Annotated in this window: 21 protein-coding genes; 18 read left to right on the top strand and 3 right to left on the bottom strand. The window is 34.9% G+C overall.

All coding sequences use genetic code 11. The annotated features are described in order from the left end of the window. The 3 genes from uppS to DNJ77_RS02980 all read left to right on the top strand — a co-directional run bounded on the left by uppS (position 1) and on the right by DNJ77_RS02980 (position 2,368). Positions 1 to 738: a polyprenyl diphosphate synthase gene (gene uppS / locus DNJ77_RS02990; protein ID WP_239986734.1), complete on the top strand. Its 738-nt coding sequence runs from the start codon at positions 1 to 3 to the stop codon at positions 736 to 738. Continuing rightward, positions 735 to 1,541 (top strand): phosphatidate cytidylyltransferase, encoded by an 807-nt coding sequence (locus tag DNJ77_RS02985; RefSeq protein WP_116963518.1) that lies wholly within the window; start codon positions 735 to 737, stop codon positions 1,539 to 1,541. The genes uppS and DNJ77_RS02985 overlap by 4 nt, the downstream gene beginning before the upstream one ends. A 299-nt stretch (positions 1,542 to 1,840) precedes the next feature. Then, a complete protein-coding gene (locus DNJ77_RS02980; protein ID WP_116963517.1) occupies positions 1,841 to 2,368 on the top strand; it encodes a DNA-methyltransferase in 528 nt (175 codons plus the stop codon). A gap of 203 nt (positions 2,369 to 2,571) precedes the next feature. Here the strand turns inward: DNJ77_RS02980 and DNJ77_RS02975 are convergent, their stop codons facing one another. Beyond that, positions 2,572 to 3,105 (bottom strand): septation protein A, encoded by a 534-nt coding sequence (locus DNJ77_RS02975; RefSeq protein WP_116963516.1) that lies wholly within the window; start codon positions 3,103 to 3,105, stop codon positions 2,572 to 2,574. Between the two features lie 71 nt (positions 3,106 to 3,176). Here DNJ77_RS02975 and DNJ77_RS02970 point away from each other — a divergent pair, with 71 nt between their 5' ends. Both DNJ77_RS02970 and tldD read left to right on the top strand, forming a co-directional pair. Next, on the top strand, positions 3,177 to 3,800 hold the full coding sequence (locus DNJ77_RS02970; RefSeq protein WP_116963515.1) for an L-threonylcarbamoyladenylate synthase: 624 nt from the start codon (positions 3,177 to 3,179) through the stop codon (positions 3,798 to 3,800). A gap of 13 nt (positions 3,801 to 3,813) precedes the next feature. Beyond that, positions 3,814 to 5,259 (top strand): metalloprotease TldD, encoded by a 1,446-nt coding sequence (gene tldD, locus DNJ77_RS02965; protein WP_116963514.1) that lies wholly within the window; start codon positions 3,814 to 3,816, stop codon positions 5,257 to 5,259. Positions 5,260 to 5,267: 8 nt separating this feature from the next. Here tldD and DNJ77_RS02960 read toward each other — a convergent pair whose 3' ends face one another. Next, positions 5,268 to 5,609 (bottom strand): ArsR/SmtB family transcription factor, encoded by a 342-nt coding sequence (locus tag DNJ77_RS02960; RefSeq protein WP_116963513.1) that lies wholly within the window; start codon positions 5,607 to 5,609, stop codon positions 5,268 to 5,270. A gap of 245 nt (positions 5,610 to 5,854) precedes the next feature. Here DNJ77_RS02960 and DNJ77_RS02955 point away from each other — a divergent pair, with 245 nt between their 5' ends. The 13 genes from DNJ77_RS02955 (at position 5,855) to DNJ77_RS02895 (ending at position 23,009) form a co-directional block, all read left to right on the top strand. After that, positions 5,855 to 6,649 (top strand): ATP-binding cassette domain-containing protein, encoded by a 795-nt coding sequence (locus tag DNJ77_RS02955; RefSeq protein WP_157966570.1) that lies wholly within the window; start codon positions 5,855 to 5,857, stop codon positions 6,647 to 6,649. Positions 6,650 to 6,704: 55 nt separating this feature from the next. After that, the gene (pyrE, locus tag DNJ77_RS02950; protein WP_116963511.1) at positions 6,705 to 7,352 is read left to right on the top strand and encodes an orotate phosphoribosyltransferase; all 648 of its coding nucleotides are present in this window, start codon (positions 6,705 to 6,707) and stop codon (positions 7,350 to 7,352) included. A gap of 150 nt (positions 7,353 to 7,502) precedes the next feature. Beyond that, entirely contained in the window at positions 7,503 to 7,769 is a 267-nt protein-coding gene (gene rpsO, locus DNJ77_RS02945; RefSeq protein WP_116963510.1) for a 30S ribosomal protein S15, read from the top strand. Between the two features lie 64 nt (positions 7,770 to 7,833). Next, entirely contained in the window at positions 7,834 to 9,909 is a 2,076-nt protein-coding gene (gene pnp, locus DNJ77_RS02940; protein ID WP_116963509.1) for a polyribonucleotide nucleotidyltransferase, read from the top strand. A 26-nt stretch (positions 9,910 to 9,935) separates the two neighbouring features. Then, entirely contained in the window at positions 9,936 to 10,286 is a 351-nt protein-coding gene (gene erpA / locus DNJ77_RS02935) for an iron-sulfur cluster insertion protein ErpA (RefSeq protein ID WP_157966569.1), read from the top strand. A 17-nt stretch (positions 10,287 to 10,303) separates the two neighbouring features. Continuing rightward, positions 10,304 to 10,924 (top strand): fumarylacetoacetate hydrolase family protein, encoded by a 621-nt coding sequence (locus tag DNJ77_RS02930; protein WP_116963537.1) that lies wholly within the window; start codon positions 10,304 to 10,306, stop codon positions 10,922 to 10,924. Positions 10,925 to 10,969: 45 nt separating this feature from the next. After that, the gene (locus DNJ77_RS02925) at positions 10,970 to 12,796 is read left to right on the top strand and encodes an alpha/beta hydrolase fold domain-containing protein (protein WP_116963507.1); all 1,827 of its coding nucleotides are present in this window, start codon (positions 10,970 to 10,972) and stop codon (positions 12,794 to 12,796) included. 86 nt (positions 12,797 to 12,882) lie between these two features. Next, positions 12,883 to 13,197, top strand: coding sequence for a type IV pilus modification PilV family protein (locus DNJ77_RS02920; protein WP_116963506.1), 315 nt, complete (start codon positions 12,883 to 12,885; stop codon positions 13,195 to 13,197). 12 nt (positions 13,198 to 13,209) lie between these two features. Beyond that, a complete protein-coding gene (locus DNJ77_RS02915) occupies positions 13,210 to 14,070 on the top strand; it encodes a PilW family protein (RefSeq protein ID WP_116963505.1) in 861 nt (286 codons plus the stop codon). Between the two features lie 106 nt (positions 14,071 to 14,176). Then, positions 14,177 to 19,015: an NAD-glutamate dehydrogenase gene (locus DNJ77_RS02910; RefSeq protein ID WP_116963504.1), complete on the top strand. Its 4,839-nt coding sequence runs from the start codon at positions 14,177 to 14,179 to the stop codon at positions 19,013 to 19,015. A gap of 291 nt (positions 19,016 to 19,306) precedes the next feature. Beyond that, the gene (locus tag DNJ77_RS02905; protein WP_239986731.1) at positions 19,307 to 20,626 is read left to right on the top strand and encodes an NCS2 family permease; all 1,320 of its coding nucleotides are present in this window, start codon (positions 19,307 to 19,309) and stop codon (positions 20,624 to 20,626) included. 126 nt (positions 20,627 to 20,752) lie between these two features. Next, positions 20,753 to 21,349: a UPF0149 family protein gene (locus DNJ77_RS02900; protein WP_116963503.1), complete on the top strand. Its 597-nt coding sequence runs from the start codon at positions 20,753 to 20,755 to the stop codon at positions 21,347 to 21,349. A 124-nt stretch (positions 21,350 to 21,473) separates the two neighbouring features. After that, the gene (locus DNJ77_RS02895) at positions 21,474 to 23,009 is read left to right on the top strand and encodes an NAD(P)H-hydrate dehydratase (protein ID WP_157966568.1); all 1,536 of its coding nucleotides are present in this window, start codon (positions 21,474 to 21,476) and stop codon (positions 23,007 to 23,009) included. Here DNJ77_RS02895 and DNJ77_RS02890 read toward each other — a convergent pair. Then, on the bottom strand, positions 22,993 to 26,916 hold the full coding sequence (locus DNJ77_RS02890; RefSeq protein ID WP_116963501.1) for a YhdP family phospholipid transporter: 3,924 nt from the start codon (positions 26,914 to 26,916) through the stop codon (positions 22,993 to 22,995). The genes DNJ77_RS02895 and DNJ77_RS02890 overlap by 17 nt on opposite strands. Between the last annotated feature and the right edge of the window lies 1 nt (position 26,917).

The raw sequence follows: 26,917 nt of genomic DNA, 5'->3' as shown, positions 1-26,917 counted from the left end.
TTGAATATCTCAAGTCAGAGTTTGCCTAAGCATGTTGCTGTTATTATGGATGGTAATGGACGCTGGGCAAAAAAGCACTTTTTTCCGCGTACTTCAGGGCATAAAGCTGCAATTAAGAATGTGCGTTCAGCAATTGAGTTTGCTGTAGAAAAAAATATTGAAATCTTAACATTGTTTGCGTTTGGGCGCGAGAATTGGCAACGTCCAAAACAAGAAGTTGCAACACTTATGGAACTTTTTTCTGAAGTTTTGGTAAAAGAGATACCAATGATGCAGGAAAACAATGTTAAACTTTGTGTTGTTGGTGATCGCAGTCGCTTAGCATCAGATATTTTGGCTAACATCTTACAAGCAGAGCATGCAACGAAGTTAAATACAGGTCTAATTCTTAATGTTGCGATTGATTATAGTGGGCAATGGGAAATTGTATTAGCAACAAAGAAACTACTAAAAGCAATAATAAGTAATCAGTGTGATGTTGAGCAACTTTCAGAAGAGTGCTTTGAAAAATTTTTAATTGATAGTATTCAAACTCCTGTTGATCTTTTAATTCGTACCAGTGGTGAGCTAAGGATAAGCAATTTTATGATTTGGCAGTTATCTTATGCTGAATTATATTTTTGTCAAAAGTATTGGCCAGATTTTACAAAGAAAGATTTTCAGCGAGCATTAGATGATTATCAGCTACGCAAAAGGCGTTTTGGCAAAACGGATGAGCAGGTAAAAGGTGAAACGTGAAGGAACGGATTATTACAGGTGTTATTCTTGGGTTAATTGTCTTAGGGGCGATTTTTTGCTTAAGTAATACAATTTTTGATATTGCAGTAGCAGTTGTTTTGTTGTTTGCTGCTTGGGAGTGGACTGCTCTTGCAAATATAAAAAAAATCACTACAAAAATCATTTATTTAGCAATTAGTTTGGTGCTTATTTATCTATCACGGTATTCTCAGCTTACGGTTTTATTGATTTCACTTTTATTCTGGTTTTTTGCCTGCTATTTGGTATTGCGTTATCCTAATATTCCTTTTAAAGCCATTTCACCTGGTGCACGTTATGCAATGGGTTTTTTGGTTATTGTGCCAATGTGGATATCACTAAGCTTATTACATCAGCAAAAGCCTGCTCTACTGTTGCTGATGATGTTGGTGGTAACACTTGCTGATAGTGGTGCTTATTTTGTTGGTCGCCAATATGGTAAGAAAAAACTAGCGCCAATTATTAGCCCTAAAAAAACAGTTGAAGGGTTTGTGGGAGGTTTTGTATTTGGTGGTTTAGCAGGTGTTATCTGTGCACTTGTTATTAGTCATAGTCATTTTGAACAAACTATTTTAATCATCTTATCGTTTGCAATTGTAATAGTTGCTCTATTGGGAGACCTATTTGAAAGTATGATTAAACGTGAATGTGGTGTCAAAGACAGTGGCACGATTCTACCAGGACATGGAGGAATTCTTGATAGAATGGATAGCTTATTCTCAAGTTTTCCAATATTTGTTTTAATGCTAATTATATTTGGACTACTTGGTGTTGACTCCATGTAGCTTTTAGGAACTTTGTTTTTCATTTGTCAACGTTCAATTGATGTTGACATGAACAAACTCTGTGAGACAGTTATGTTTGTAGGGGTAGTGTTGTCATCTAGCATATTTTTTTATAATTTCAAATCAAAAATGACGAAGAAAATTGATGTACGCTGCATGAATTCCAACAGTTAAATCAGGTAAGAATCAATTGAAATCTAATCCAAATGGTGTGCGTAAAGGTACCGTTGCCGAGGTTATGGCAAATACTTTCAACTTGAATAACCATCTCGCAGAGAGCAAAGGCTGGGTTAAGAAAGATGATTAATTTGGAGCTAATAATAGGTGATGCAGTACAGAAATTAAAAGAAATGGAGGCAAGTTCTGTTGATTTGATAATTGCAGATCCACCATATAATCTAGGTAAAAATTATCAAAATAATATCGATAATAAAACATTTGAAGAATATCTATATTTTTCTAAAGAATGCCTTTTAGAAGCGAGTCGTGTATTAAAATCACATGGTACCATTTATGTCTTTATGGGATTTCGCTTTATATCTTATCTATACAATATTTTGGAGCGTGACTTAAACTTGCACTTCCATGGATGGATAGTATGGCACTATACTCAAGGAATCGGTAAAACAAAGGTGTTCTCTCCTAGGCACGATGATATTCTAATGTTTACAAAATCTCCAGCTTTTACATTCAATTTGGATGATATTCGTGTTCCACAAAAGTATTATAGACAAAGAAATAATATGCGAGGCGCAAATCCAGGAGATGTTTGGAAGTTTTCACATGTCCATTACTCTAATCCGATTCAAGGTGAGTATTTTTACTAAAAAGAATGTTTATAAATATTACATAGCTTTTGCTTGTCTAATGGAAAGTTCTAAAACTCAACTTATCGTTACAGTCCGTTAAAAATTACAGATTTATCACTCATTTAAACAATATTAAATACTACTGATTTTCAGGAGATAAAGAAGCATATAATTAAGAAACCTTAATCCAAACCAAAAGCGTCTTTTGGATTAGTGAAATGTTATTTATGATCAACATGCTTAGCCAGAAAAATTCCTTGGCCGATAACAAATATAAGCGTAATGCCAAGCATGCCAAAAAGTTTAAAATCAACCCAAATATCAGTCGAGAAAGTGTAAGCAACAAATAAATTAACAGTACCTAAAAATAAGAAAAATATTCCCCAAATGTTATTGAGTCTTTTCCAGATTTTTTCTGGTAGTTCAATATTTTCTTCCATTAATCGTTGAATAATTGGTTTTTGCATAAGGTAGGTTGAAAAAATAAAAATCATACCAAATAGCCAATTTACAATTGTCACTTTCCATTTGATTAAAGTTTCATCATGAAAATAAACAGTAGCACTACCTAGGGTTAATACCAATATAAATGTTACAACGTGCATCATAGAAACTTTTTTATAGCGAATAGTTTCATAGCTCAATTGAATGGCTGTAGCAATAATAAGTGCTATGGTTGCTGTATAGATATCATAAATTTTATACATGACAAAAAATATGATAATTGGGAAAAAATCAAAAAGCAGTTTTTTCATATTCTCTCCAGAGTGGGTTAATGGTACACTGAACTTAATTTTAGCGCTACAGTATAAATGAAGATTGTGCCATGAGCCAATATATTGAAATAAATCCCTATTCATCAAATAAAGCGCTGTTAAATGAGATCGTGGAAGCCCTACAATCAGGCAAAGTTATTGCTTATCCAACTGACTCAGGCTATGCTTTAGGCTGCAAAATGGGGTTAAAAAAACCATTACAGCAAATTAAAAAAATTCGTAACTTAGATGATAAACACAACTTCACTCTGATTTGTCGTGATTTATCAGAAATCTCTAACTATGCAAAGGTAGACAATAGTGTTTATAGATTACTAAAGCGCGCTACTCCAGGTAGTTATACTTTTATTTTACCAGCTACCAGCAAAGTGCCTGCACTTATGTTAAATAAAAGTAAAAAAACAATTGGCATTCGAATACCAGATCACTCTGTTCCACTTATAATTACTGAGGCATTAGGTGAACCCCTATTAAGTACAACGTTTATATTGCCAAATCAAGATAAAGTATTGATATATGCAGAAGAGTTTGCTAACGAGCCAAGTGCGCAACTAATCGATTATATTTTAGAAACAGATTATTGTGGATATGAACCAACAACGGTTGTTGATATGACTGAAATGCCAGCCAAAATCTTACGAACTGGCAGTGGTGATCCTACTATTTTCCAATAAATATGAGAAGTATATGCAGCAAGATTATTATTCAATTATAAATGAACATTTATTGCAACCTTTTGCTTTGAATTTAGAATCTCTAAAAGCACAGCTAGAGATTTTTAATCAAAAAACACTTGACTTTGGTGACCTATATTTACAGAAAATTATTGCAGAAAGTTGGATGTTAGAAGATGAAGTGGTAAAACATGGTAGTTTTGGTATTGAGCAGGGAATTGGAGTAAGAGCAGTCTATCAAGGGGAAACTGGTTTTGCTTATGCCGATGATTTAGCACTTTCTACTATTGAAAAACTTATTAAGACATCACTTTACTTATTAAAAAATGCAAACCCTTTAACCAAAACACAAAAACTATTTACACCAAAAATAAAGCGACTTTATCGTTCTATATCACCACTAAATAGTATATCTACTGAAGGTAAAATTGCATTTTTACATGAAGTTAATCGTTATACAAAGGCACTTGATAATAAAATCGAACAAGTCAGTATATCCTTGGCATCAAATATAGAAATGATTTTAATTTTAAATACCGATGGACTTTGCGTGATGGATGTGCGCCCCTTGGTGCGTATGAACATTAACTTAATCCTGCACAATGATGGCAAAAGAGAAAGCTATTCTGCAGGGGGTGGTGGACGCTATGATTATCATTTTTTTTTAGAAAACGAATTATGGAAGTCTTATGTTCATGAAGCATATGAAGGTGCCAAAACCAATCTAAATGCAAAACCCGCCCCTAGTGGTAAAATGCCCGTGGTTTTGGGTGCAGGTTGGCCAGCAGTACTATTGCATGAAGCAGTGGGACATGGCTTGGAAGGAGACTTTAATCGTAAAGGAAGTTCACATTTTTGTGGCAAAATAGGGCATAAAGTAGCATCTGAAAAATGCACTGTCATTGATGAAGGTTGTATTGAAAATCGACGAGGATCATTGAACGTTGATGACGAAGGGACACCAACTCAAAAAACCATTCTAATTGAGAATGGTATTCTAAAAAGCTACATTCATGATCGTATTTCAGCCAAAGCATTTAACGTCTCACTTACTGGAAATGGACGTCGCCAATCCTATGCGCATTTGCCTTTACCAAGGATGACTAATACTTATATGTTGCCAGGTGAGGATAAGTTTGAAGACATGATAGCAAGTATTGATCATGGTATTTATGCAACTCACTTTAACGGTGGTCAGGTAGACATTACATCGGGTCAGTTTGTTTTTGTAATGGATCAAGCATATTCAATAAAGAATGGTAAAATTTGTTACCCGATTAAAGGAGCCTCTTTAATTGGTCATGGACCACAAATTATGCAGAAAATCTCAATGATCGGAAAAGATTTTACTTTAGATAGCGGAGTGGGAGTTTGTGGCAAAGAAGGACAGTCAATACCTGTCGGAGTAGGGCAAGCAAGCTTAAAAATTGATGAAATTACCGTTGGTGGTAGTGAATAAAAAGGTGATTAATTAAACAGTTCAGCAATTGACTCAAATAATTGTCGAGTATAAGTTTTATTGATTTTACACATTCTAAATTGTGCTTTTCGTTCGCAAGTAATAATTCCTGCTTCTTCTAATTGTTGAATATATTGTGAGGTAACGGACTGCGATAGGTCGAGTTTCTGCATGATCATTCCGATAGTGACACCTTCTTTTTCAATATTAAGTTTCTCAGAAAAAAAGTTTTTTTTAGGTTCTAATAACCATAAAACGATATTAAGTCGATCTGGGTTAGCCAGTGCTTTGAACGCTTTTAAAGATAATTCTGTTTGATAAGTTGATCCTAGGCTCTTCAATATAGACATGATTAGATTTCTCCATCGTTAAGTTGATATCTATTTTTACCGATAGAATAGGGTGGAGTCAACTAATATACAAATAAGTGTTTAAATACTTATTTGTATTAACGCATATCCAAATATACACATATTCAAATATACGTATATTTGAATATACAAATATATTATTATATGAATTAGGGAATTTAACTATTGCTTTAACCTCTTTGTTTTAGGTATAGTTTTTTTATGATTTTGTTATGGTTTTTGTTGTGCTTAAAGTAGAAGATCTAGTCTTGCAGTTAAGACTAAAAAACATTACTGCTGAATTTATCCCTCGTAAAAAATATGCCATTATTGGCATCAATGGTGCAGGTAAATCTAGTTTATTAAATGCAATAACAGGAGTCTTTTCTCAAAAACTTTTATCGGGCAAAGTCTATATAAATGAAAAAGACATTTTGATGTTAAGTATAAAAGATCGTTCAAAATTGATCGCATGTTTATCTCAATATACAAAAGTATTATTTCAATACTCTGTTATGGATGTTGTTTTAATGGGTACCTATTCCTGTGCAATTCCACATGATAGTAAGCTTGAGGTTTTAGATTATATTTTTAAACTGTTAAGTTTATCTAAACAAAAAAATCAAAGTTTTCATACTCTTTCAGGTGGGCAAAAACAGCGTGTCCATCTTGCGCGCGTGCTTATTCAAATTATGGCAGATAACAATAATAGCGCTGAACGTTGGCTGTTGTTAGATGAGCATGCAACTGGTTTAGATTTATACCAACAAGCGCAAGTTTTCGAAACACTAAATCATATTTTAGCAACGCGTAACATTGGCGTTATTGCAGTGATGCACGATATTAATTCAGCAGCAAAATTTTGTGATGAAATGCTATTGATTCATGAAGGTAAACTTTTAAAAAAATCATCACCCAAAGAAGTAATACTTGATGATAATTTCGAAAGAGCATTCCAAATTAAGGTCAAATATCTTAGCAAGGAAGATGCTTTTTTATTTTATTCTAAGAAAGGTTCTGATGCTAAAAATTATATTTAAAGTCGGTCAGATTTTGCTATAGTGGCGTTATGAAAAAAAGTATGGTAACTAAACGATGATGAATCACATTTTCTTTGATGCAGCGATTAGCGCTAGTGCGCTTAAATTTGGTGAGTTTAGATTAAAATCTGGCAGAATAAGCCCCTATTTTTTTAATGCAGGGCTTTTTAATAGTGGTAAGACGCTGTATCAACTTGCGGAGTGTTATGTACAGAAAATCATGCAGGAGAAGGTTGCATTTGATGTAGTGTTCGGACCTGCCTATAAAGGTATTGCCCTAGCAGCACTTGTGGCTTCAATTTTATTTTCAAAATATAATATTGAAGTTGGATTTTGCTATAATCGTAAAGAAGTAAAAGACCATGGCGAGGGTGGGATATTAGTTGGTGCTAACATTACTGGTAAGCGTGTACTGATCATTGATGATGTAATTACCGCAGGTACTGCAATCAAAGAAGCTATTAACGTAATTTACGCACAAAATGGTCATATTGTCGGTGTCTGTGTAGCGCTTGATCGTCAAGAAATTGCGCCTGGTCAAAACGTTTCTGCTATTCAATCACTTACAGAGACATATCGGTTTCCTATTTACGCTGTAGCTACATTGCGTGACTTAATTGAATATATACAAGTTAAAGGTCAGATTGAAGAAACCTTATTAATACGCATGAAATCTTATCAAAAAAACTACGGAGTTACGTAAAAATAAGCCTTGGCTTTGCTTGTTGTTTCTAAAAAAAGCATGTATTATACTGCGTTGCTAAACTGTCACGGTTTTTTATGTTTCTAAACTAACAAGGAAAACTAAAAATGGGAAGTTTAACACAATACAAAATCTTAGGAGAAAAACTTTATGTTAAGCACCGAGCAAAAAAAGGTAATCGTCGTTGAACATCAACGTTCAGAGGGCGACACAGGCTCACCAGAAGTACAAATTGCATTATTAACTGCACGTATTGAAGATTTGCAAGGTCATTTCGAGCAGCATAAGCAAGATTTCCACTCAAGACGTGGATTATTACGCCTTGTTAGCCAACGCCGTAAGCTTTTAGATTACTTAAAGAGCAAAGATATTGAGCGCTATCGCGTATTGATCGATCGTTTAGGTCTACGTAGATAAGAAATAATAGTTGATATTCATTGGCACGACACATTGCAAAACAATGATAATTTAAGGTATACAAGTGAAAATATTTAAAGAAGTCTTTCAGTTAGGACAACATCAGGTTATTTTGGAAACAGGTGCGATGGCACGTCAAGCAGTAGGTTCTGTGACTGTTACAATTGGCGATACTGTTGTATTGGTAACCACAGCTGCTAACAAAGAGGTTAAGGAAGGTATCGACTTTTTCCCATTGACAGTTAACTACCAAGAAAAATCTTATGCAGCGGGCAAAATTCCAGGTGGTTTTCCACGTCGAGAAGGGCGTCCAACCGATTATGAAACACTCATTTCTCGTTTGATTGATCGTTCATTGAGACCACTATTTCCGGAAGGCTTTTATAATGAAGTTCAAGTTGTTGCAACCGTTTTATCATTTGATCCTGAGGTACCACCTGATATTCCAGCGCTGATCGGTGCTTCGGCTTCGTTGCTATTGTCTGGAGTTCCGTTTGAAGGACCAGTTGCAGGTGTGCGTGTTGGTTTTATCGATGGTCAATATATTTTAAATCCTTCATTTGCAAAGCAAGGGATTTCTGAGCTTGATCTGGTAGTTGCTGGTACAAAAGATGCCGTTTTAATGGTTGAATCAGAAGCTAAAAGCTTACCAGAAGATGTGATGTTAGGTGCCGTATTATATGGTCATCAACAAATGCAAGTAATTATTGAAGCGATTAATCATTTGGCAAAATATGCAGCAAAACCACGCTGGGAATTTACACCTAAAATTGAAAATAAAGCACTAAAAGAGCAAATTAAGACACGTTTCTTTAGCGAAATTAAAAGTGCATATCAAGCAACAGAAAAACAAAAGCGTACGCAATTATTAAATAATTTAAGAAAGACTGTTATTGAGTCGATTATTGTTGATGAAACCGAATTAGATGAAGTATCAGTTGACGAAATTAAAAACATCTTTCACGATATCGAAAAAGAATTGGTGCGTAAAAATATTTTAGATGGTTTCCCACGTATTGATGGTCGCGATACACGTACTGTGCGCCCAATCAATGTTAAGACAGGTGTATTGCCTAAAGCACATGGTTCTGCTTTGTTTACACGTGGTGAAACACAAGCATTAGTTGTCACAACGTTAGGTAACGACCGAGATGCCCAGTTTATCGAAACGCTAAGTGGTGACAAGAAAAATCGTTATATGCTCCACTATAATTTTCCACCGTTTTCTGTTGGTGAAACGGGCATGATTGGATCGCCTAAACGCCGTGAAATTGGTCATGCAAATCTAGCAAAACGTGCTACACAAGCGGTTTTTCCAAATGAAGAGATTTACCCTTACGTCGTGCGCGTAGTATCCGAAATCATGGAATCTAATGGCTCAAGTTCAATGGCAACCGTTTGTGGTGCATCTTTGTCGATGATGGATGCGGGCGTTCCACTTGCAGCCCCTGTTGCAGGCATTGCAATGGGACTGATAAAAGATGGTAGTAAATACGCTGTTTTATCTGATATTTTAGGTGATGAAGATCATTTGGGTGACATGGACTTTAAAGTAGCAGGTACACGTTATGGCATAACTGCGTTACAGATGGATATCAAAATAAAAGGGATTACGCGCGAAATCATGCATGCAGCTTTAGAGCAAGCAAAAGAAGGGCGTTTACATATTTTAGGTATTATGAATGAAGTCATTTCTGAATATAAAATGCAAACTGCTGATAATGCGCCACAGGTTGAAATCATTACGATTGATCCGGCTAAAATTCGTGATGTAATTGGTAAGGGTGGTGTAACCATAAAAGGTATTACTGAGAAAACAGGAGCTTCAATTGATACTTCAGATAATGGTGAAGTAAAAATTTTTGCAAGAAGTAAGGATGCATTAAATGCTGCAATTGCTGAAATTGAAGCATTAACGGCAAGTGCTGAAATTGGGCAAACTTATAGTGGGAAAGTGGTAAAAGCATTAGATTTTGGAGTATTTGTGAACATTCTGCCTGGTAAAGATGGGTTGTTGCCATTTTCTGAGCTTGAAAATATAGGTGTTAACCCAAATACTATGACTGAGGGTAAAACCCTTAAAGTAATGGTGCAAAACATTGATCGCATGGGAAAAATTAAGCTTGTACCAATACAATAAAAATATAGTTAATGATATTTAAGGATATGAAGATGGCTGTGCAACTTGCTCAACCACTTAATTTTACTAATGCTGCAGCATTAAAAGTGAAAGAGCTTATCAACGAAGAAGAAAACGTTAATTTGAAGTTACGCGTCTATATAACAGGCGGTGGCTGTTCTGGTTTTCAATATGGATTTACTTTTGATGAGGAGCGAAAAGAAGACGATATGATGTTTGAAAATCAGGGTGTTTGTCTATTAGTGGATGCAATGAGTTTTCAATACCTAATTGGTGCTGACATTGACTATAAAGAAGATGTAGAAGGGGCACATTTCATTATTCGCAACCCCAATGCTAAAACAACTTGTGGTTGTGGTTCATCTTTTTCAGTTTAACTCTTTATTTTATTTATATGCGTAGTGTTGCATTTAATCAAACTACAATAACACCTTCAAAAATCGTTTGTGTTGGTCGTAATTACCTTAAGCACATTCATGAATTAAACAATCAAGTACCTGATGAACCAGTACTTTTTATTAAACCAAATTCTTCACTATCCGATTGTTTAGTCATTCCAGCTAATAGAATATTACATTATGAAGCTGAATTAAGTTTTATGGTTATTGATCACCATCTAAAAGCTGTTGCTATTGGTTTGGATTTAACAGATAGAGCATTACAAACAACTTTAAAGCAAAAAGGATTGCCCTGGGAAAAGGCTAAGGCCTTTGATTCATCTGCAGTGTTTAGCAAGTTTATTCTACTTGAAGATGAAAGTCTTATTAAGCATTTATCATTTGCGTTATATATTAATAATCAACTTAAGCAAAAAGGTGATTATGCACATATGATTTATAAACCGCAAATGCTAATTTATCATATAGAACAATATTTCAGCATGTTATCTGGTGATATATTGATGACAGGTACACCAGAAGGCGTTGGAGAAATCAAATTAGGTGATACGTTTAAGGTTGAATTGTATTTAAATGAAAAAATGTTATTACGACAGTCTTGGCAAGCAAGTTTATAACCTAAATGTAAACTGATATGTTGAAAATAAGGATCAAATAAAGTTATGTGGGCAATTATTGGTAGCAGTGGTTTTGAAGAATTTGATGAGTTTGAAATAATCGAGCCCTTACCAAGAGAAACACCTTTTGGCTTGTGTTCAAATGGACTCTACCGTATCAAGGTTAATGATAAAGAAATGCTTTTCTTATGTCGAACAGGACAATCTGAAAATATTCTGCCTTCTAAAATTAATTATCGGGCTAATATTTATGTGCTTAAAAAATACGGAGCCACAGCGATTTTGGCACTATCGTCGGTACGAAGTTTACAAACCATCATCAAACCTGGAGAAATGGTAATTCCTTATCAATATATAGATCGTACTAAAGGGTTGCGTGAAGCTACTTTTTGTGATGATGGAATTTTAGCTTATGTATCACTAACACATCCAATTAGCGAAGAGGCGGCAAATAAAATAAAGCAGTATAAGAAAAACTTTGACTTCCCTATTCATTTTGGTCAAGTTTGTATTTGTATTGACGGACCTCAATTTCCAACGATGGTAGATGCAAAATGCTATCAGGCAATGGGAGGTGGTGTTATTGGTATGACGGCTTTTCCTGAATTTGTTTTAGCAAGAGAGGCAGGACTCCATTACTTGCCATGTAATTTTATTGTTGACTACGTGCCTTGGTCAAATAACATTATCAACAATGATTGTATTTTACAAACTCGTTTTGATAATCATGCTAAAGCTGTAATGCTAGTGAAATGGGTTGGTATGCACTTAACTGAATTTGCCCTATCTGATTGTAATGATTTAGGTATTGCAAGCAGTATAAGTGGTTTGGGTGATAGGATGACACCCAAACAGCAAAGTTGGTTTAGCGTTTTAGCGAAGTCAAATAGTGTATCAGTGCAGGTTAAACCAAAATCTGAACTAAGAGAAGTCACACTTTATCATGGTTTAAAGATGATTCCAGATAAATTACAAAACTTATTGGATTTCGTGAATAAATATAAAAAAGAGAGCCCACTTAACATTGAAAGTGTGCGTAGGTCCGCATCATCACTCATGTTATACGCTGGAGAAAAAATTGAACTTACCTCGATTAGGGATTTTGCACTTAAAATTGATAAACGTGAAATTAATGTACGTTTATACCATCCTGATCCCAGTAAATATCTTCCAATTATTATCTATACACATGGTGGTGGCTTTGTGTCTGGTACATTGAACTCTTTTGATTCACCTTGTCGGTATTTAGCTAAAATAACCAATCGTGTGGTTTTAGCTATTGACTATCGTTTGGCTCCTGAAAATCCTTACCCTTCAGGGCTAGATGATGTTTATATTGCTGCTAAATGGGCATATAACCATGCACATGATATCAAGGCAAGCAATGAAGATTTTACTTTGGCAGGAGATAGTTCTGGTGGTAATTACACAGTTTTATGCATTGAGAAATCATTACAAACAAGAGATTTTAATGTGACTAATCAGATACTGATTTATCCTACAACTGATCTTAGCCATAATACGGAGTCGATGTGTGAGTTTAGCCAGGGTTATTTGTTAGAATCACGCAATGTTAATTGGTATAATGAGCAATATCGACCAAAAGGTATAAATGCCGATGACTCACGTATATCACCACTTTATATTAAAAATCTCGAAAAAATGCCTCGCACCTTAGTTTTTACTGCAGGTTATGACCCATTAAGAGACGAAGGATTATTGTTTGCACAAGCATTAATGGAGCGGGGGGTAGATACTCATCATTATCATTTTGATAACATGATTCATGGGTTCATTAATTTTGGCAAATTGGTGCCGCAAGAATGCGAAATTCTTTATCAACGGATTGATCGGTTTTTAACAGCAAGGTAACACTATAAAAGTACCGTGATTAACTTTTAAAAAAGATGGTACTATCTATACTGAGTTTAGAATCTAGCAGTATTTAAGGTTCAGCCATGAAAATTGAATTAAAAAAACAAAATGGATTTAGCTTAATTGAGTCACTCGTTGCTCTTACCATTTTAGTCTTTGTTTTCAATTCATTTATAACCGTAATGCTGCGTTCAGCAATAGTTGCCAATCGTACTAACAGTCAAGTTGAGATTGAATTTTTACTTGACAATCGAGTTGAAGAGTCCTGGATAACAGGTCAAAACATGGATCTCTCGCCTACAGGAAACATTAACTTTTCAACAACAGCTACAGAATTAATTGGTAGAAACATCATGTTAAATATTGAACAAAAAAGAATTTATGCGGTGAGTCCTTAAGGAGCACACAGGATGGCTAGTTATCTAAAGAAACTAAAAAAACAACAAGGAGCATCGCTTATTCAAGTATTGATTGGTATCTCTGTGGGTGCCTTTGTTTTAGTGATTGCAGCAGAAATGTATTTTACGGTACGTAATAGTTATACGCGTACCGTAACACAAATGACGGATAATACGCGTGCAAATCTCGTTTCACAAGTTATCCGTAATACTATAGATAAAGCAACTTCACTTTCACCTTTTGGAATTTGGCCTTGGCAGCAAGTTGATGTGCGTACTTTAAGCTTTAATCCACTAGTTTATCCCCCTATCTATGCTGCAACTTTATTAAACTTCTATAATCCTCCTAACCAGGTATTAGGGACACATATCTTAATGTTACAAAGCATGGTTAGCAGTCAATTTACCACATCAGGAATTAATCAAGGTGACAATCCTATTCCAACAACTTTAGCAATTGGAAAAAATGATTTTGTATTACTTGCCGATCAGGCAGGATATCAGGTCATGAAAGCCACAGCTAATGCCTCAGGTAGCTTAGTTTCTGTTGAGCAAGGTCCAGCAAGATCCTATGCAATCAATAGTTTTTTAGCTCAATATCATGTTTATATCTTCTATTTGCGTGAACTTAATGGTGTAAGAAGCCTCATGCTTAATGTGGATGGGGAAAGCAAAAGTGATGAAGTGATCAGAAATGTTGAAGACTTTCAGATTCGCTATTTTATTAATGGCGCCTGGAGAAATATAGATAATGAAGGTACTCCAGGTTATCTAAATAGTTGGTATAAAGAAACAAAGGGTATTGAAATTCAATATCAAATTAATGCTCAGCAATATACACTTATTATCGCCTTAAAACCTAACCTTTTATAAGGTACTAAAAAGTTTAAACTAAAGTAAAGTAGGGTATTGAGAGACAGGCAAAACTCGCTTATTATGCTTGCGTCTTTTGTCAACAAAACAAACAGTAGGTTTAAAAATGCACTACAACGAGAGAACGCAAGCGCTTATCGAAAAATTAACAAGCATGTTCAAGGACAAATTTTCAGTACAAAATGCAAAGAATCTCGAGTCACTTTTAAAAGCATATATTCGAGTGATTTCAGAAAAAGAATTGTACAGTCGCGAACTTCTTGATTTATACGGCTCTATCGTATCTTTTTGGAAATACATTTACAAAAACAGTGATAATGATTTATTAGTACGTGTTTACAATCCAGTATATGAACAAAATGGCTGGGTATCACACCATACAGTCATAGAAATGTCATGTTATGATTCTCCTTTTATCGTTGATAGCTTAATGATGTTAATGTCTTCTATGGGTATTGGTATTCATTTTATGATGAATGTTGGGGGTATTGATTTAAAGCGCAATGCTAGAGGTGAGCTTACTGAGCTTGTTGATAATATTGGAGATAACGTTTCAATGCTAGATACTGCTAAATCATGCTTGGTTATAATGGAAATTGATCGTCAGAGCGATCAACGCCAGAATTTTGAGCTTATTGAAGCAAATGTTAGAGAAACCTATAAAAAGCTACAAGCAGTTATTCGTGATTTCGAACCAATGAAAAACGAATTACAAACCATGATTCAAGATGTCCAACGTCCGAAAAATAAAATTGCTAAAAACTATTATAATGAGGCAATTGACTTTCTAGAATTCTTAAAAAAAGACCATTTTATCTTTTTAGGTTATTGTGCATTTGCGGCAAAAAAAACTAAACACGGGAAGGTTTTTACAGCACAAAAAGATTGTGTCTTAGGATTATTCTCAGTGAATGATGACTATATTACTGCACTCAATGATATTCATGAAAAAAGTTTAAATATTAGTACAAATGTAGATGCAATTTTAACTGTTGCTAAGTCAGATCAGATTTCTCCAATTCATCGTCAAGCTTATATGGATGTTGTTTCTGTTGCTATTTATGATGATAAAAGTGAAATTATTGGCTATAAACGTTTGTTAGGTTTGTATACATCAACTGCCTATCATTCATCACCACAACATATCCCATTTTTACGCTTACGCAAAGAAATGGTATTAAAGCAATCAGGCTTTAGAAAGTTTGGTCATGCCTATAAAGCACTAAGTAATATTATTGACACTTATCCACGTGATGAGCTCTTTTTAAGCTCTGATGAAGAACTCTTTAATACTGCTCTTGGAATTTATCATATTCGTGAGCGCCAAATAATAAAGTTGTTCGTACGTAAGGACCAATTTAGTCGTTATTATTTTTGTATGCTTTATATGCCGAGGGATCGTTACAATTCCGATGTGCGTGAACGCGCCGAAAAGATATTGCTAAAAACTTTCAATGGTAACCGCATTGTGTTTAAAACAAACTTCTTAGAAAGTGTTCTATGCCGTATTGACTTTACAGTTTACTTAGATGGTAATTCAGCCTTTGAAAATATTGATTTTGAGCTGTTAGAAGAACAAATTAAAACAGCTGAGCGCCAATGGAGCGATTACCTTTTTGATGAATTAATTGAAGAGTATGGCGAAAATAAAGGTCGTTATTATTTCCAAGAATATGGACATGCTTTTTCTTCAGCATATAAAGATGATTACATTCCACGTAAAGCAGTTTCTGATGTTATTCATTTTGAAACCTCGCATAAAAATCGACTATCAATGTGCTTATACCAGGTTCTAGAAGAAAGCAGCAATAGATTACATTTTAAAGTTTTTTTACGTGATGAAATTATTCAGTTAAGCCAAGTGATGCCAATTTTAGAAAATTTTGGTCTTTGCGTATCGGAGGAGCGTCCATATAAAATTAGCCCAAAGTCAGGTGGATTTATATGGTTATCTGATTTTGGTTTAACCACTACTAAACCAGTTGATATTATGGAAGTAAGTGAATTATTAAAAGAAGCCTTTGCTGTTATATGGATTGGTATCACAGAAAATGATCGCCTTAACTCTTTAATCGTTTATGCTGGTTTAAATTGGCGTGAAGTTGCTTTAGTAAGGACCTACACACGCTATGTGGTACAAATTGGTATGCGTTTTAGTCAACAGCATATTGAAACCACATTTATAGAATACTCTGATATTATTCGAGAAATAATAAAATTATTTGATATACGTTTTAACCCAGAATATGCTAAAGAAATGCGTCAAGAAAAAGTAGAAGCTTATCGTCAGTCAATTAAAAATAAATTGAGTAACGTTGCAAGTTTAGATCAGGATAAGATCTTGCGCCGTTTATATGAAATCGTTGAGGCAACCCAACGCACAAACTTCTACCAAAAAACTGCAAATAATGAATATAAAGAATATATTTCTTTCAAGCTCATTCCAGCAAAAATTTCAGAAATGCCAAAGCCTGTACCTATGTTCGAAATTTTTATGTATTCACCACGAGTTGAAGGCATACATTTACGCGGTGCAAAAGTTGCTCGTGGTGGACTACGTTGGTCGGATCGAAAAGAAGATTATCGCACAGAAATATTAGGCTTAGTTAAAGCACAACAAGTTAAAAATGCTGTTATTGTCCCACTTGGTGCAAAGGGTGGATTTTTACCTAAAAAATTACCTGTTCACTTAGGGCGTGATGCCGTAATGGAGGAAGCTATAAGCTGTTATAGAATGTTTATTAGTTCTCTTTTAGATATCACTGATAATATTAAAAATAATGAAATTATCAAACCACAAAATGTCATTTGTTATGATGAAGATGATCCATATTTGGTTGTTGCAGCTGATAAAGGTACGGCGACTTTTTCAGATATTGCTAATGAAGTGGCTGTTCAATACGATTTTTGGCTAGGGGATGCGTTTGCTTCAGGTGGTTCAAATGGCTATGATCATAAGAAAATGGCAATTACTGCGCGTGGAGCATGGGAGTCAGTTAAACGTCACTTTAGAGAAAAAGGTAAAGATATCCAAAGCGAAGATTTTACAGTGGTTGGTATTGGTGATATGTCAGGGGATGTGTTTGGTAATGGAATGCTATTGTCTAAACATATTCGCCTAATCGCTGCTTTCAACCACATGCATATTTTCATTGATCCTAATCCAGATGCAACTTCTAGTTATGTAGAAAGAAAACGGTTATTTGATATGCCGCGCTCAACTTGGGAAGATTATGATAAATCTCTTATTTCACAAGGTGGTGGGATATTTAGTCGTCTAGTAAAAAGTATTAAGTTAAGCAATGAAATTAAAGCTTTACTGCAAACAGATGCTGATGAACTTGAACCAAACAAATTAATTCAACTTCTGCTTAAAGCAAACTTTGAATTACTATGGAATGGAGGAATTGGTACCTACGTTAAGGCGCATACTGAAAGTCATCAAGATGTAGGTGATCGAGCCAATGATTCATTACGTGTTAATGGTCGTGATCTAAACTGCTTAGTAGTGGGGGAGGGGGGGAATCTTGGTTTTACTCAATTAGGTCGTATTGAATATGCCTTAAAAGGTGGTGCAATCAACACTGATGCGATAGACAATGCCGCAGGAGTTGATTGTTCAGATCACGAAGTGAATATTAAAATTCTACTTAATGCAGCAGTCGAATGTGGTGATATTTCTATGCAAAGTAGGAATAAGTTATTGGCAGAAATGTCTGATGATGTAGCAAAGTTGGTGCTTGAAAATAATTATAGTCAAAACAGGACTATTGCTAATGAGTTGAAATATCAGGAACGCTACTTTGTTGAATCTTATGCACGCTTGATGCGTGAGCTTGAGCGTAAAATGCAACTTGATCGTGAAGTTGAATATTTGCCAACTGATAAGTTATTACAAACAAGAGCTGTATCTGGTAAAAGCTTAACTGCTCCTGAGTTTGCTGTGATTATGGCATACACCAAAACAATGATTAAACAACAAATCTTAAAGTCAGACTTGCCTGATGACCCTTATTTTTCATTCTTTTTATTATGGGAATTTCCAAAAGTATTACGCGAAAAGTATGTGAATTTAATGCAAAGTCATAAGCTTAAAAGAGAGATTATCGCGACTCAAATTACCAATGCTGTAACTTTATACATGGGTGTTACTTTTATTCAGAGACTATATGATGAAACTGGTGCTTCTGTTGCCGATATTATTAAGGCATTTTGTGCGATTGTTGAAATTTTTGGCTTGAATCAAATATGGCAAAAGGTTGAAAACCTAAATGGCAAAGTTTCTAGCGAAAGCCAACAAGAATGTTTGCAAATCTTATTTAGATTTGTTAGACGAAATTGCCGTTGGATATTACGTAATGAGACACGTGGTTTTGCAATTAATCAAACTATTGAAAAATATGCCATATCAGCAACTGAATCGTTAAAAGTTTTCCCAAGGCTTCTTATTTCATCTGAAAAACAACGTATTGAGCGTAAATCTGCTGCGTTGTTAGAAGCAGGCGTACCACAAGATATCATTGATAGTGTCTTGTCATTTAAAATGGCAACCTCGGTAATGGATTTAACTGCGGCAATTGAAGTAATTCAAGATGAGAAGCTATTTGAAGAAATTTCTATTTTGTTGAATCAAAAATTATGGTTGTCATGGTTTAGGGGATGTATTAATAACTTAGGTAGTAAACAATCGTATTGGGGTACGCTTTCAACTTCAGCATTAAGGGATGACTTAGATAAATTACAATATCGCCTTGTTAAGCGCGTGATTGAGCTATGTCTAGATATTGAAGGTGTTGAAGCAAAAATACAGTATTGGCTTGACCTTAATAAAAGCTACATTGCACGCTGGTTAGGTTTAATTGAAGATATGCGTGCCGATGAGCCTAACCTTGAATCCGTAAATATTGCTTTTAGAAGTTTAGATGACCTTGCTCGCGCAAGGTGAAACAGAGACAAGATAAAACAGAAATGAGCTCTACGGAAAGGAGTTTTTTCATTTTTTGTCTGAGTCTCACATCTGGGAAAAACCAGATATGTGTTTTTTTAGTTGTTAGGAGATAAAATTTATCTTTTATCTTTATTAGGTATTAATTTAACATAATATATATTATGAGAATCAAAGTAAATCAGCATATTGTAAGCAGGTTTAGGATTTAGGTACACTAGTATGTTTTTTATTTCATGATACAATACCGCGCTGGAATGTCTCAAAGGTAATAAGGTTTACTCAATAATTATGAATTTTTTACAAAATTACTTTCAATTTTCTAAATATAATACATCTTTACGCACTGAACTTATTGCAGGTTTAACCACCTTTTTGGCGACGCTGTATATTATTGTTGTTAATGCGAAAATTCTCTCACAAACTGGAATGCCAGAAAGTGCACTTGTGACAAGTACAGTGATTATTTCAGCCTTTGCCTCGATTGCTATGGGAGTTTATGCCAGAAACCCTTATGCTTTAGCACCAGCAATGGGAATGAATGTCTTTTTTACGTACACTATCGTTAAAGCTTGGGAGATTCCTTGGCAAGTTGCACTGGGTGCGGTTTTTTGGTCAGGTGTACTATTTGCACTTTTAGCTATTTTCAATGTTCGTACTAAAATTCTGGCTGGCATCCCTGATGGTGTAAAGCATGGTATTGGTGCAGGAATTGGTATTTTTATTGCTTTGGTTGGCTTTTATAATGCTGGTGTTATATACCAAGCACCATCTGGTTTGTTGGCAATCGCACCATTAACAGCAGAAACGCTTATATTTTTGATTTGTTTTTTTGCGCTTACCATTTTTCTAGCGCTACGCATTAAAGCTGCTATTTTATTGATGATTGTATTGGGTTGCATATTAGCTTTTCCAGTTGGACGCATATTTGGTGATAACATCATCATGCACTTACCAAACGATATTGTATCATGGCCAGATTTTTCACTCTTTTTTGCAATTGATTGGTCAGGTAGCCTAAAAGTAGCTGCTCTTCCTGCAATTTTTACTTTTCTATTTATCAATATTTTTGATAGCACTGGCACCTTAATCGGTCTTGCACAATCTTCTAATTGGTTTGATAAAGATGGTCAACCGATTCGTATCAAACAATCCCTTATCGTAGACTCATTTGCATCAGCAAGCTCTGGCCTCATGGGCAGCTCCCCTACTTCGATTTACGTTGAATCTGTGACGGGTATCTCCGTTGGTGGGCGTACTGGCTTAGTAGCAGTTATCGTCGGAATATTGTTTTTACCCTTTTTGTTTTTAGCACCCATTGTAATGATGGTCCCAATGTACGTTGTCGCACCTGCTTTAGTTATTGTGGGAAGTTTTATGTTATCCTCCGTTAAGCAAATTCAATGGGATGATACATCCCATGCCATTCCTGCATTTATGACTATTATTTTGATGCCACTTACGCTATCAATTTCAGAAGGCATCGTTTGGGGGATGGTAACATGGTTTATTATCACCATGATCCAAGATCGCAGCCAAATCACGCCAATGTCTTTAATTATTACCATTTGTTGTTTTTTAATCATGTTAGGCTCTCTCAAAGTCTTTTAAAATCATTTATACTATTTATTACTTTTAACCCCACTCTTATTAAATTAAAAATAACTTTATTACGTTCTCTCATGCGTTATAAATTCAGCATGGATATAAAAAAATGATACTAAAAACGGAGTATATATGAGCCCTAAAGCTGATAAAAAACGACCCTTAAAACTCGATCTTAAGAAAATCAATGAATTTGATGAATTACTATTAAACCTGTATCCTGAACCAGAACAAAACTTCACTGGTGATGAGCATATTTTTTCATTATCCATGTTAGATGGATATTTAACTGCAGTATTACTATGCCCTGAGTTTATAGATGAGCAAGATTGGTTAGAAGGTGTTTGGCAAGAAGGTTCCTTGCCACATTTCAAAGACCCAGCAGAGCAAACTAAATTGCTTGAAGGTATTGCTCAACACTACGATACACTTAAGCACTGTTTTGACAATGAACTTGTTGACTTTGAACCATTCGTTTATCATAAAATGTACAAAGGTCAAGCCATGCCTGCGATTGACCTTTGGCTAGATGGGTTTGAACGTGGCTTTGAGTATTTTGAAGCTGCATGGCACTTAAATCCACAAATTGAATCTGTTATTGATGAAATATTAGGCTTTGATGATGAATGTGATTTTGAGAATTTGTCTTTAGATCAACGTAACAAAGAACTTTCTAAGCTTTCTGATTTAATTATTCAACTGTATGCTTTAAAAAAGTCAAGCTCATGAATAAATCGAACTGTTAGATTCGTTATGAGTACCATTCTGACACGACAACCACTGCTGCCCTATTGCACTTTTGCTTTATAAAAAATATGCTTATCACACAAATTTATTGAATCAACAAAAAATCATGACTCATTTTAAAAGTCTCTATAGTGCCAAACAAGCTTATGATATAGATCAATATCTTATTCATAATAAAAGCATTAACAGTCTAGATCTTATGGCTAAAGCTGCTTTTGCTTGTTTTAATGAAATTCAAAAGCAATGTCCTCAACGCATTGTTGTGATTGCAGGTTATGGTAATAATGCAGGAGATGGCTTTATGATTGCAGCGCTTACACATATGGCCAATATTGACACACGTATATTCACTACTATTGATGATGATCGATTAACCCCAGATACCCAATATATGTTGAAGCATGCAAAAAGTTTAGGCATTGATATAAAATTGTTATCTTATGTTGATCATGATCTTTTTGAAGAAGCGATTAAACAAGCAAATGTTGTGGTTGACGCGCTTTTTGGCACTGGCATTAATCGTGATATCAGTGGTTATCTCAGTACAATTGTTAAAACGATTAATGCTCACAGTCGTTATACCTTAAGTGTTGATGTCCCATCAGGGGTGTGCGCTTCGACTGGTAAGTTATTTAGTTGCGCCATCAAGGCCAATACAACCGTAAGCTTTGTCTGCAACAAAATAGGACTCTATACAGGGGAAGCTCCTGATTATGTCGGTAATCTCATTTATGCTCCACTTGTTAGTGAGGATATGTTTGATTCTAGCCTTCAACCGCAAGCAACTCTATTAGACCATAGTGATCTAAAAAGCTATATTTCTCAATTACTCAAATGCAAAACTATTAACAAAAATGACAAAGGAAACGTTGGTATCATTGCAGGTGATAAAGGGATGTCTGGTGCTGCTATTATGACTGCAACTGCCGCATTAATCATAGGTGCAGGACGTGTAAGTTTATTTACTCATAAAGAGCATGCCACTTTTATCAACCTGAATCAACCTGAGATTATGTGTTATGGAGTTGAGCAATTCAGGGACGTTGAAATGCTAATAAATAAATTAGATGTTCTTGTAATTGGTCCAGGCATGGTTGAATCTATGCCTTGGTCACAACGTATTATCACTGAAGCACTTAAGTTTAATAAAACTATGATTATAGATGCCGGTGCATTAGATTTCTTGAAATCAATTCAACTTCGATGTAATCAAGATCAACTGCTCATTACACCACACGAAGGCGAAGCAGCAAGAATATTAAATACAACTGCAAGCATAGTTCGTAATAACCGTATTGAATTAACCAAAACACTGGCGGATCATTATCATACACAAGTCTTGCTAAAAGGTGCTGGAACTTTACTCTACACTGAGAATAAACTTAAGCTTTGCCGTTATGGACATCCTATTTTAGCAACTGCTGGCTCAGGTGATTTACTTACAGGCATGATTGCAGGTCTTGCTGCACAACTTCAATCCGTTAGTAAGGCTGCTGAGTTTGCTGTTCTTTTACAAGGGATAGCCAGTGAAAAATATGCTAAAGAAAAAGGTGTTTATGGCTTTAGCGCCACAAAATTACTACAAGCCGTGGTAGATGTGTTGAATGAGTACGCCTACCCCCCCGTTACTGAACTTGCTTAAGTGTCGGCTTATCCCAATTACCGACCACATCAAAGCTAACAAGACCCATATTTCTAAATAATGTATTGCCTAAAACCTTACCACCCAAATAGGTGGCAAGAGCAACTACTGGTCCCCCCAAAGCACCAGCTACAGCAGCTGTGGTGCCCGAAAAATGAGGTTGATATTTAATTCTTTGATTCAATGTTTTGTTTAAAATGTTAATATCTCCTTGCACAATAAGTGCAAAACCTGGCGTGTCAATCACAACTGAAGGCTGGCTTATGGCAATGCCATCCTTTAAGTCATATCTACCCGTGATATGGTTAAATGGCATCCCTTGATGCTCAAAATCGTTATAAGGTAAAAATAATCGTTTAAAATAAGCATCTAAACTTAGTAAACCTATGTATTTTGCAATACCTGCATCTATCGACAGAATTACGCCATTTAGTAAGTCGATACTTATGTTACCTTTTATGTTTGAGAAACTTGGCATGAGTTTTGACCAGCTGAAATTTGCATTTAGATCCCCAGATGTACTTTTAAGAAAGTTTTCATAGCCAAAACTATTAAGTAAATTTCCCCAATTTAGTGAAAATGCATTAAGTTGCAAGGTACTGCCTTGTGGTGATAACTGCACACTTGCTAAGAGTTTTGAGCTTGGATCATAGGCTGACAATACTGGAATAAATAAAACGCCAGCACGTATATTAACCGCTACTAAGATATTTGGAATACCATATCCACCTAGTTGTAAATTAGTTAATTTAATGTTGGCATTTGGAATTTTTTGTAGAGTATTAACGTTAAGCACCTTAGCTAAAACACCTTTAAACTGAGCATCGTTTCGAGTTTGTTGTTCTTTTTCTTTTTTAACTTTATCGCTAGATAACCTAAAGGATAAATTATCTGCGTTTACTTCTATTGGCTTTTGTAAAGCTTGTGGTATGTCAATAGTTATTTTAACTGAATTATTAGCCGTCAACTCAATATTTGTATAATGTTGACTTACTGCTGTTTTAAGGTTGACATCCTGGTAAATCGTATTACAAACATCAAGTAAACCTATATCCAAATTGATTTTTGGTTTAAGCCAATTACTTAAATTGCGATAGATGCAATTAGCATAATTTGCAACGATGAGACAATTATCATAACTTGTTTTTTTATCTTCCACCAAGGGAGTATTTAGTGCTGTTAGTTGTTGTAGTTGATTTTGAGCACGAAAGGTTAAGATTGCTTGGTCAACCATATTTGCTAGATTCAATAAGAAATCTAAACTGAGTTTATGGATGTGCCCTGTCATACTCAATGCGCCTATACCTTTGTTGCTAAAGTTAAATCCCGTTGTTAAATCTGTTTGATTTGCAATATTTAGTTTAGTTTCAACTTCAAATTGTGCTTTTGAAATTTGTTGAATGTCAATTGGTTTACCTATGTTATTGTCCTTTTGCCATGAAAGCTTAAGCTCAATTGGCAAAGATTCAAAAGCTGTTTTATTAAATGGAGCACCTAATGTACTTGTCAAACCTATAAAATTACTGTCTATTTTAAATTCGCCTTTATCAAAATTACTATTGAGTGCGAAGCTAATGGGCAAGGTTCCTGACAGTTTTTGTTTTGTACTAAACTTTGTTAATGGATTGAAGTTTCCTTCTGTAAATGGAATAGTCGTTTTGCCTGTTAGCATGACAGTCGGGTTTTTGGGATTTTCTACGTTAAGCGACCCTGTTAATGCGACAGGGAAATTCTTGTTTAACATAGCTTTTATTTGGTGTATAAAAACATTGCCATTATTGAATGCAATTTCACCTTCCATAGCATAGATGTTATATACAAATGGCTGATATATAGATAATAAACCATCATTGATTGAAACTTTACCATAAAAGCGATGATGACGTGACTGATCACCGAATGGAATCTCAATCCCTAGGCTTATACTTGTGTTAGCCTGTAATTTTGCATAATGGCTTAGCTCATTCACTAACTTGCCATATTCTGTACTTTCTAAATACGTGTAAGCTTGCTTACTATTTGTGTCAGCACTACCAGTGATAGTAAGAGTTGCTGGGGTGTTGCGAGCAATGTTATCAACACTGACGTGAGCTATTTTAATTGGAATTCCACCTAGCATTCCCCTATCGACCTTAGCGCTTAATTGTTCATTGTCAAAGTGAAGACTACCATTAAGCCCATAAGCAACACCTAAACCAAAATATGGTATAAGCTTTCCATCTTGAATATTAGCATCTATTTTAAAAACACCTGAATCATCTGCAAATGGAATATTACGTGCCACCCCTTTGATTTTAAGACTTGCATCAACTGCTTTTGCACCATATAAAGATTTCATTAACCAATCATAAAGCGCTATTGGAATACCATGTTTGGGTAAAAAAGATTGATATTCCGTTGTTACATGTTGTCCAGTTAGGTTTGCTTTGATATCTAATGTAAAATTTAATGGCTGATCAAGTGGAACGTCGATATTGCCTTTAGCAGAAAAATTAATTGTTTTGTTATTTAATTGAAGATTTGGCACATAAACGATGACTTTATCTTGTTGTTTGATGATATTTAATTCGCCAACAGCGTTAAATTGTGGCCATACTTTTGTAAACACCGTATTTTCACCCAAGGTAAAATTTGGTGCATTTAATAAAATTTTTGCACTATTTTTTTGCCACCAAAGTTGTCCAGTTAAACCGGTAAAATCAAAGCGTTTATCACTTTGTGTGACGCCTAAATCATTGAAGTTGGCACTTAGTTGCACACCATCCATATTCATTTCCTGTAAATCAAATGAAAGTTGTAGATTTGTGAGCTGCCCTGATAAAATTAAGTCTTTACGCCATTTAACAACATCTAACTGAGTCAAATTTGAAAAATCTGCCAAATTAAAGCGTGAAACATTCACCATTAAGCGATGATTATCCAAAGCCATGAGCGTAGATCTAAATATATAATGTTTATTGTGCGTTACGAAGGTTAAAGGATTTACGTCTAACATAAAGCGACCTTGGTAGCGAAATAGCCTTAAGTTAAAGGATATATTTTTAAACTTTGTTTTCTGCAGCAATTTAGTTTCTAATTCTAATTCAGATAACTCCCCGATCATAGAAATCTCATCCAAGCCTTTTATAGAACTTTGAATAAATAGATTAATTTGATTTCCTATCAATGGCTCAAACTTGATTTTATCACTAAGGTTATTAAGCACACTAATAAGTACATGTGCTTTATCCATTAAATTACTATCAAAGTAATATTTATCATCCTTTTGTTCGATAACTGCTGTTATTTCTACTTGTGTATTTTGCTTAGCTATCAAAGGTGAAATTGCTATGTTTAATAAGCCTTTTTGTTGCTTTCTTTTTGTATAATCCATATTTAACGTAAGTTCCCAGGCTATACCCTGACTTCTTAGATCAATGACAACTATCATTCCTTTTAAGCTTAACCGCTGTTGTTGAAGCAAGTAATCCAAAACTCTCGACCAACATCCACCTATCTGATTGATCTCTTCTACAGATAGTAACTGCAAAAATTGATTATCAATTTTATTTGTTTCTGAATAATACTTCAGTTTTGGTGAATCAATCACAATCGACTTCGTCACAAAATTCCAAGCGATTAAAGATCGAATTCCATCAATTCTAACTGTCATTTCAGGAATATTCAGTGAAAAATCATGGCCATTCACCATAATTTGACCAACCTTAACTACAGGATCAAGACCACGCCAATCAGCATATTCAATTTGTAATGATACTTTTGAACCTGTCACTTGAGAAAGCACATCTTCAATCGTATGTTGATAACTTGGCAACAGCCTTAATAATCCATATCCTACTAAGATCACAATCAGGAGAAAACTGGCAAAGACAATTCCAAGCCATAAAATAAAAACACGTCTTCTCATA

Origin of the sequence: Fastidiosibacter lacustris, from assembly GCF_003428155.1 — a bacterium.
Lineage (GTDB): Bacteria > Pseudomonadota > Gammaproteobacteria > Francisellales > Francisellaceae > Caedibacter > Caedibacter lacustris.
The sequence above is the reverse complement of the archived record's forward strand: the minus strand, read 5'-3'. Positions and strand labels throughout refer to the sequence as shown.

Coding starts and splice junctions, on each gene's coding strand:
- DNJ77_RS02960 (WP_116963513.1), bottom strand. CDS start 5,609: ATGTCTATATTGAAGAGCCTAGGATCAACTTATCAAACAGAATTATCT.
- DNJ77_RS02915 (WP_116963505.1), top strand. CDS start 13,210: ATGGCTAGTTATCTAAAGAAACTAAAAAAACAACAAGGAGCATCGCTT.
- tldD (WP_116963514.1), top strand. CDS start 3,814: ATGCAGCAAGATTATTATTCAATTATAAATGAACATTTATTGCAACCT.
- DNJ77_RS02930 (WP_116963537.1), top strand. CDS start 10,304: ATGCGTAGTGTTGCATTTAATCAAACTACAATAACACCTTCAAAAATC.
- DNJ77_RS02970 (WP_116963515.1), top strand. CDS start 3,177: ATGAGCCAATATATTGAAATAAATCCCTATTCATCAAATAAAGCGCTG.
- DNJ77_RS02910 (WP_116963504.1), top strand. CDS start 14,177: ATGCACTACAACGAGAGAACGCAAGCGCTTATCGAAAAATTAACAAGC.
- DNJ77_RS02895 (WP_157966568.1), top strand. CDS start 21,474: ATGACTCATTTTAAAAGTCTCTATAGTGCCAAACAAGCTTATGATATA.
- DNJ77_RS02980 (WP_116963517.1), top strand. CDS start 1,841: ATGATTAATTTGGAGCTAATAATAGGTGATGCAGTACAGAAATTAAAA.
- DNJ77_RS02920 (WP_116963506.1), top strand. CDS start 12,883: ATGAAAATTGAATTAAAAAAACAAAATGGATTTAGCTTAATTGAGTCA.
- DNJ77_RS02975 (WP_116963516.1), bottom strand. CDS start 3,105: ATGAAAAAACTGCTTTTTGATTTTTTCCCAATTATCATATTTTTTGTC.
- DNJ77_RS02905 (WP_239986731.1), top strand. CDS start 19,307: ATGAATTTTTTACAAAATTACTTTCAATTTTCTAAATATAATACATCT.
- DNJ77_RS02900 (WP_116963503.1), top strand. CDS start 20,753: ATGAGCCCTAAAGCTGATAAAAAACGACCCTTAAAACTCGATCTTAAG.
- rpsO (WP_116963510.1), top strand. CDS start 7,503: ATGTTAAGCACCGAGCAAAAAAAGGTAATCGTCGTTGAACATCAACGT.
- erpA (WP_157966569.1), top strand. CDS start 9,936: ATGAAGATGGCTGTGCAACTTGCTCAACCACTTAATTTTACTAATGCT.
- pyrE (WP_116963511.1), top strand. CDS start 6,705: ATGATGAATCACATTTTCTTTGATGCAGCGATTAGCGCTAGTGCGCTT.
- DNJ77_RS02925 (WP_116963507.1), top strand. CDS start 10,970: ATGTGGGCAATTATTGGTAGCAGTGGTTTTGAAGAATTTGATGAGTTT.
- DNJ77_RS02890 (WP_116963501.1), bottom strand. CDS start 26,916: ATGAGAAGACGTGTTTTTATTTTATGGCTTGGAATTGTCTTTGCCAGT.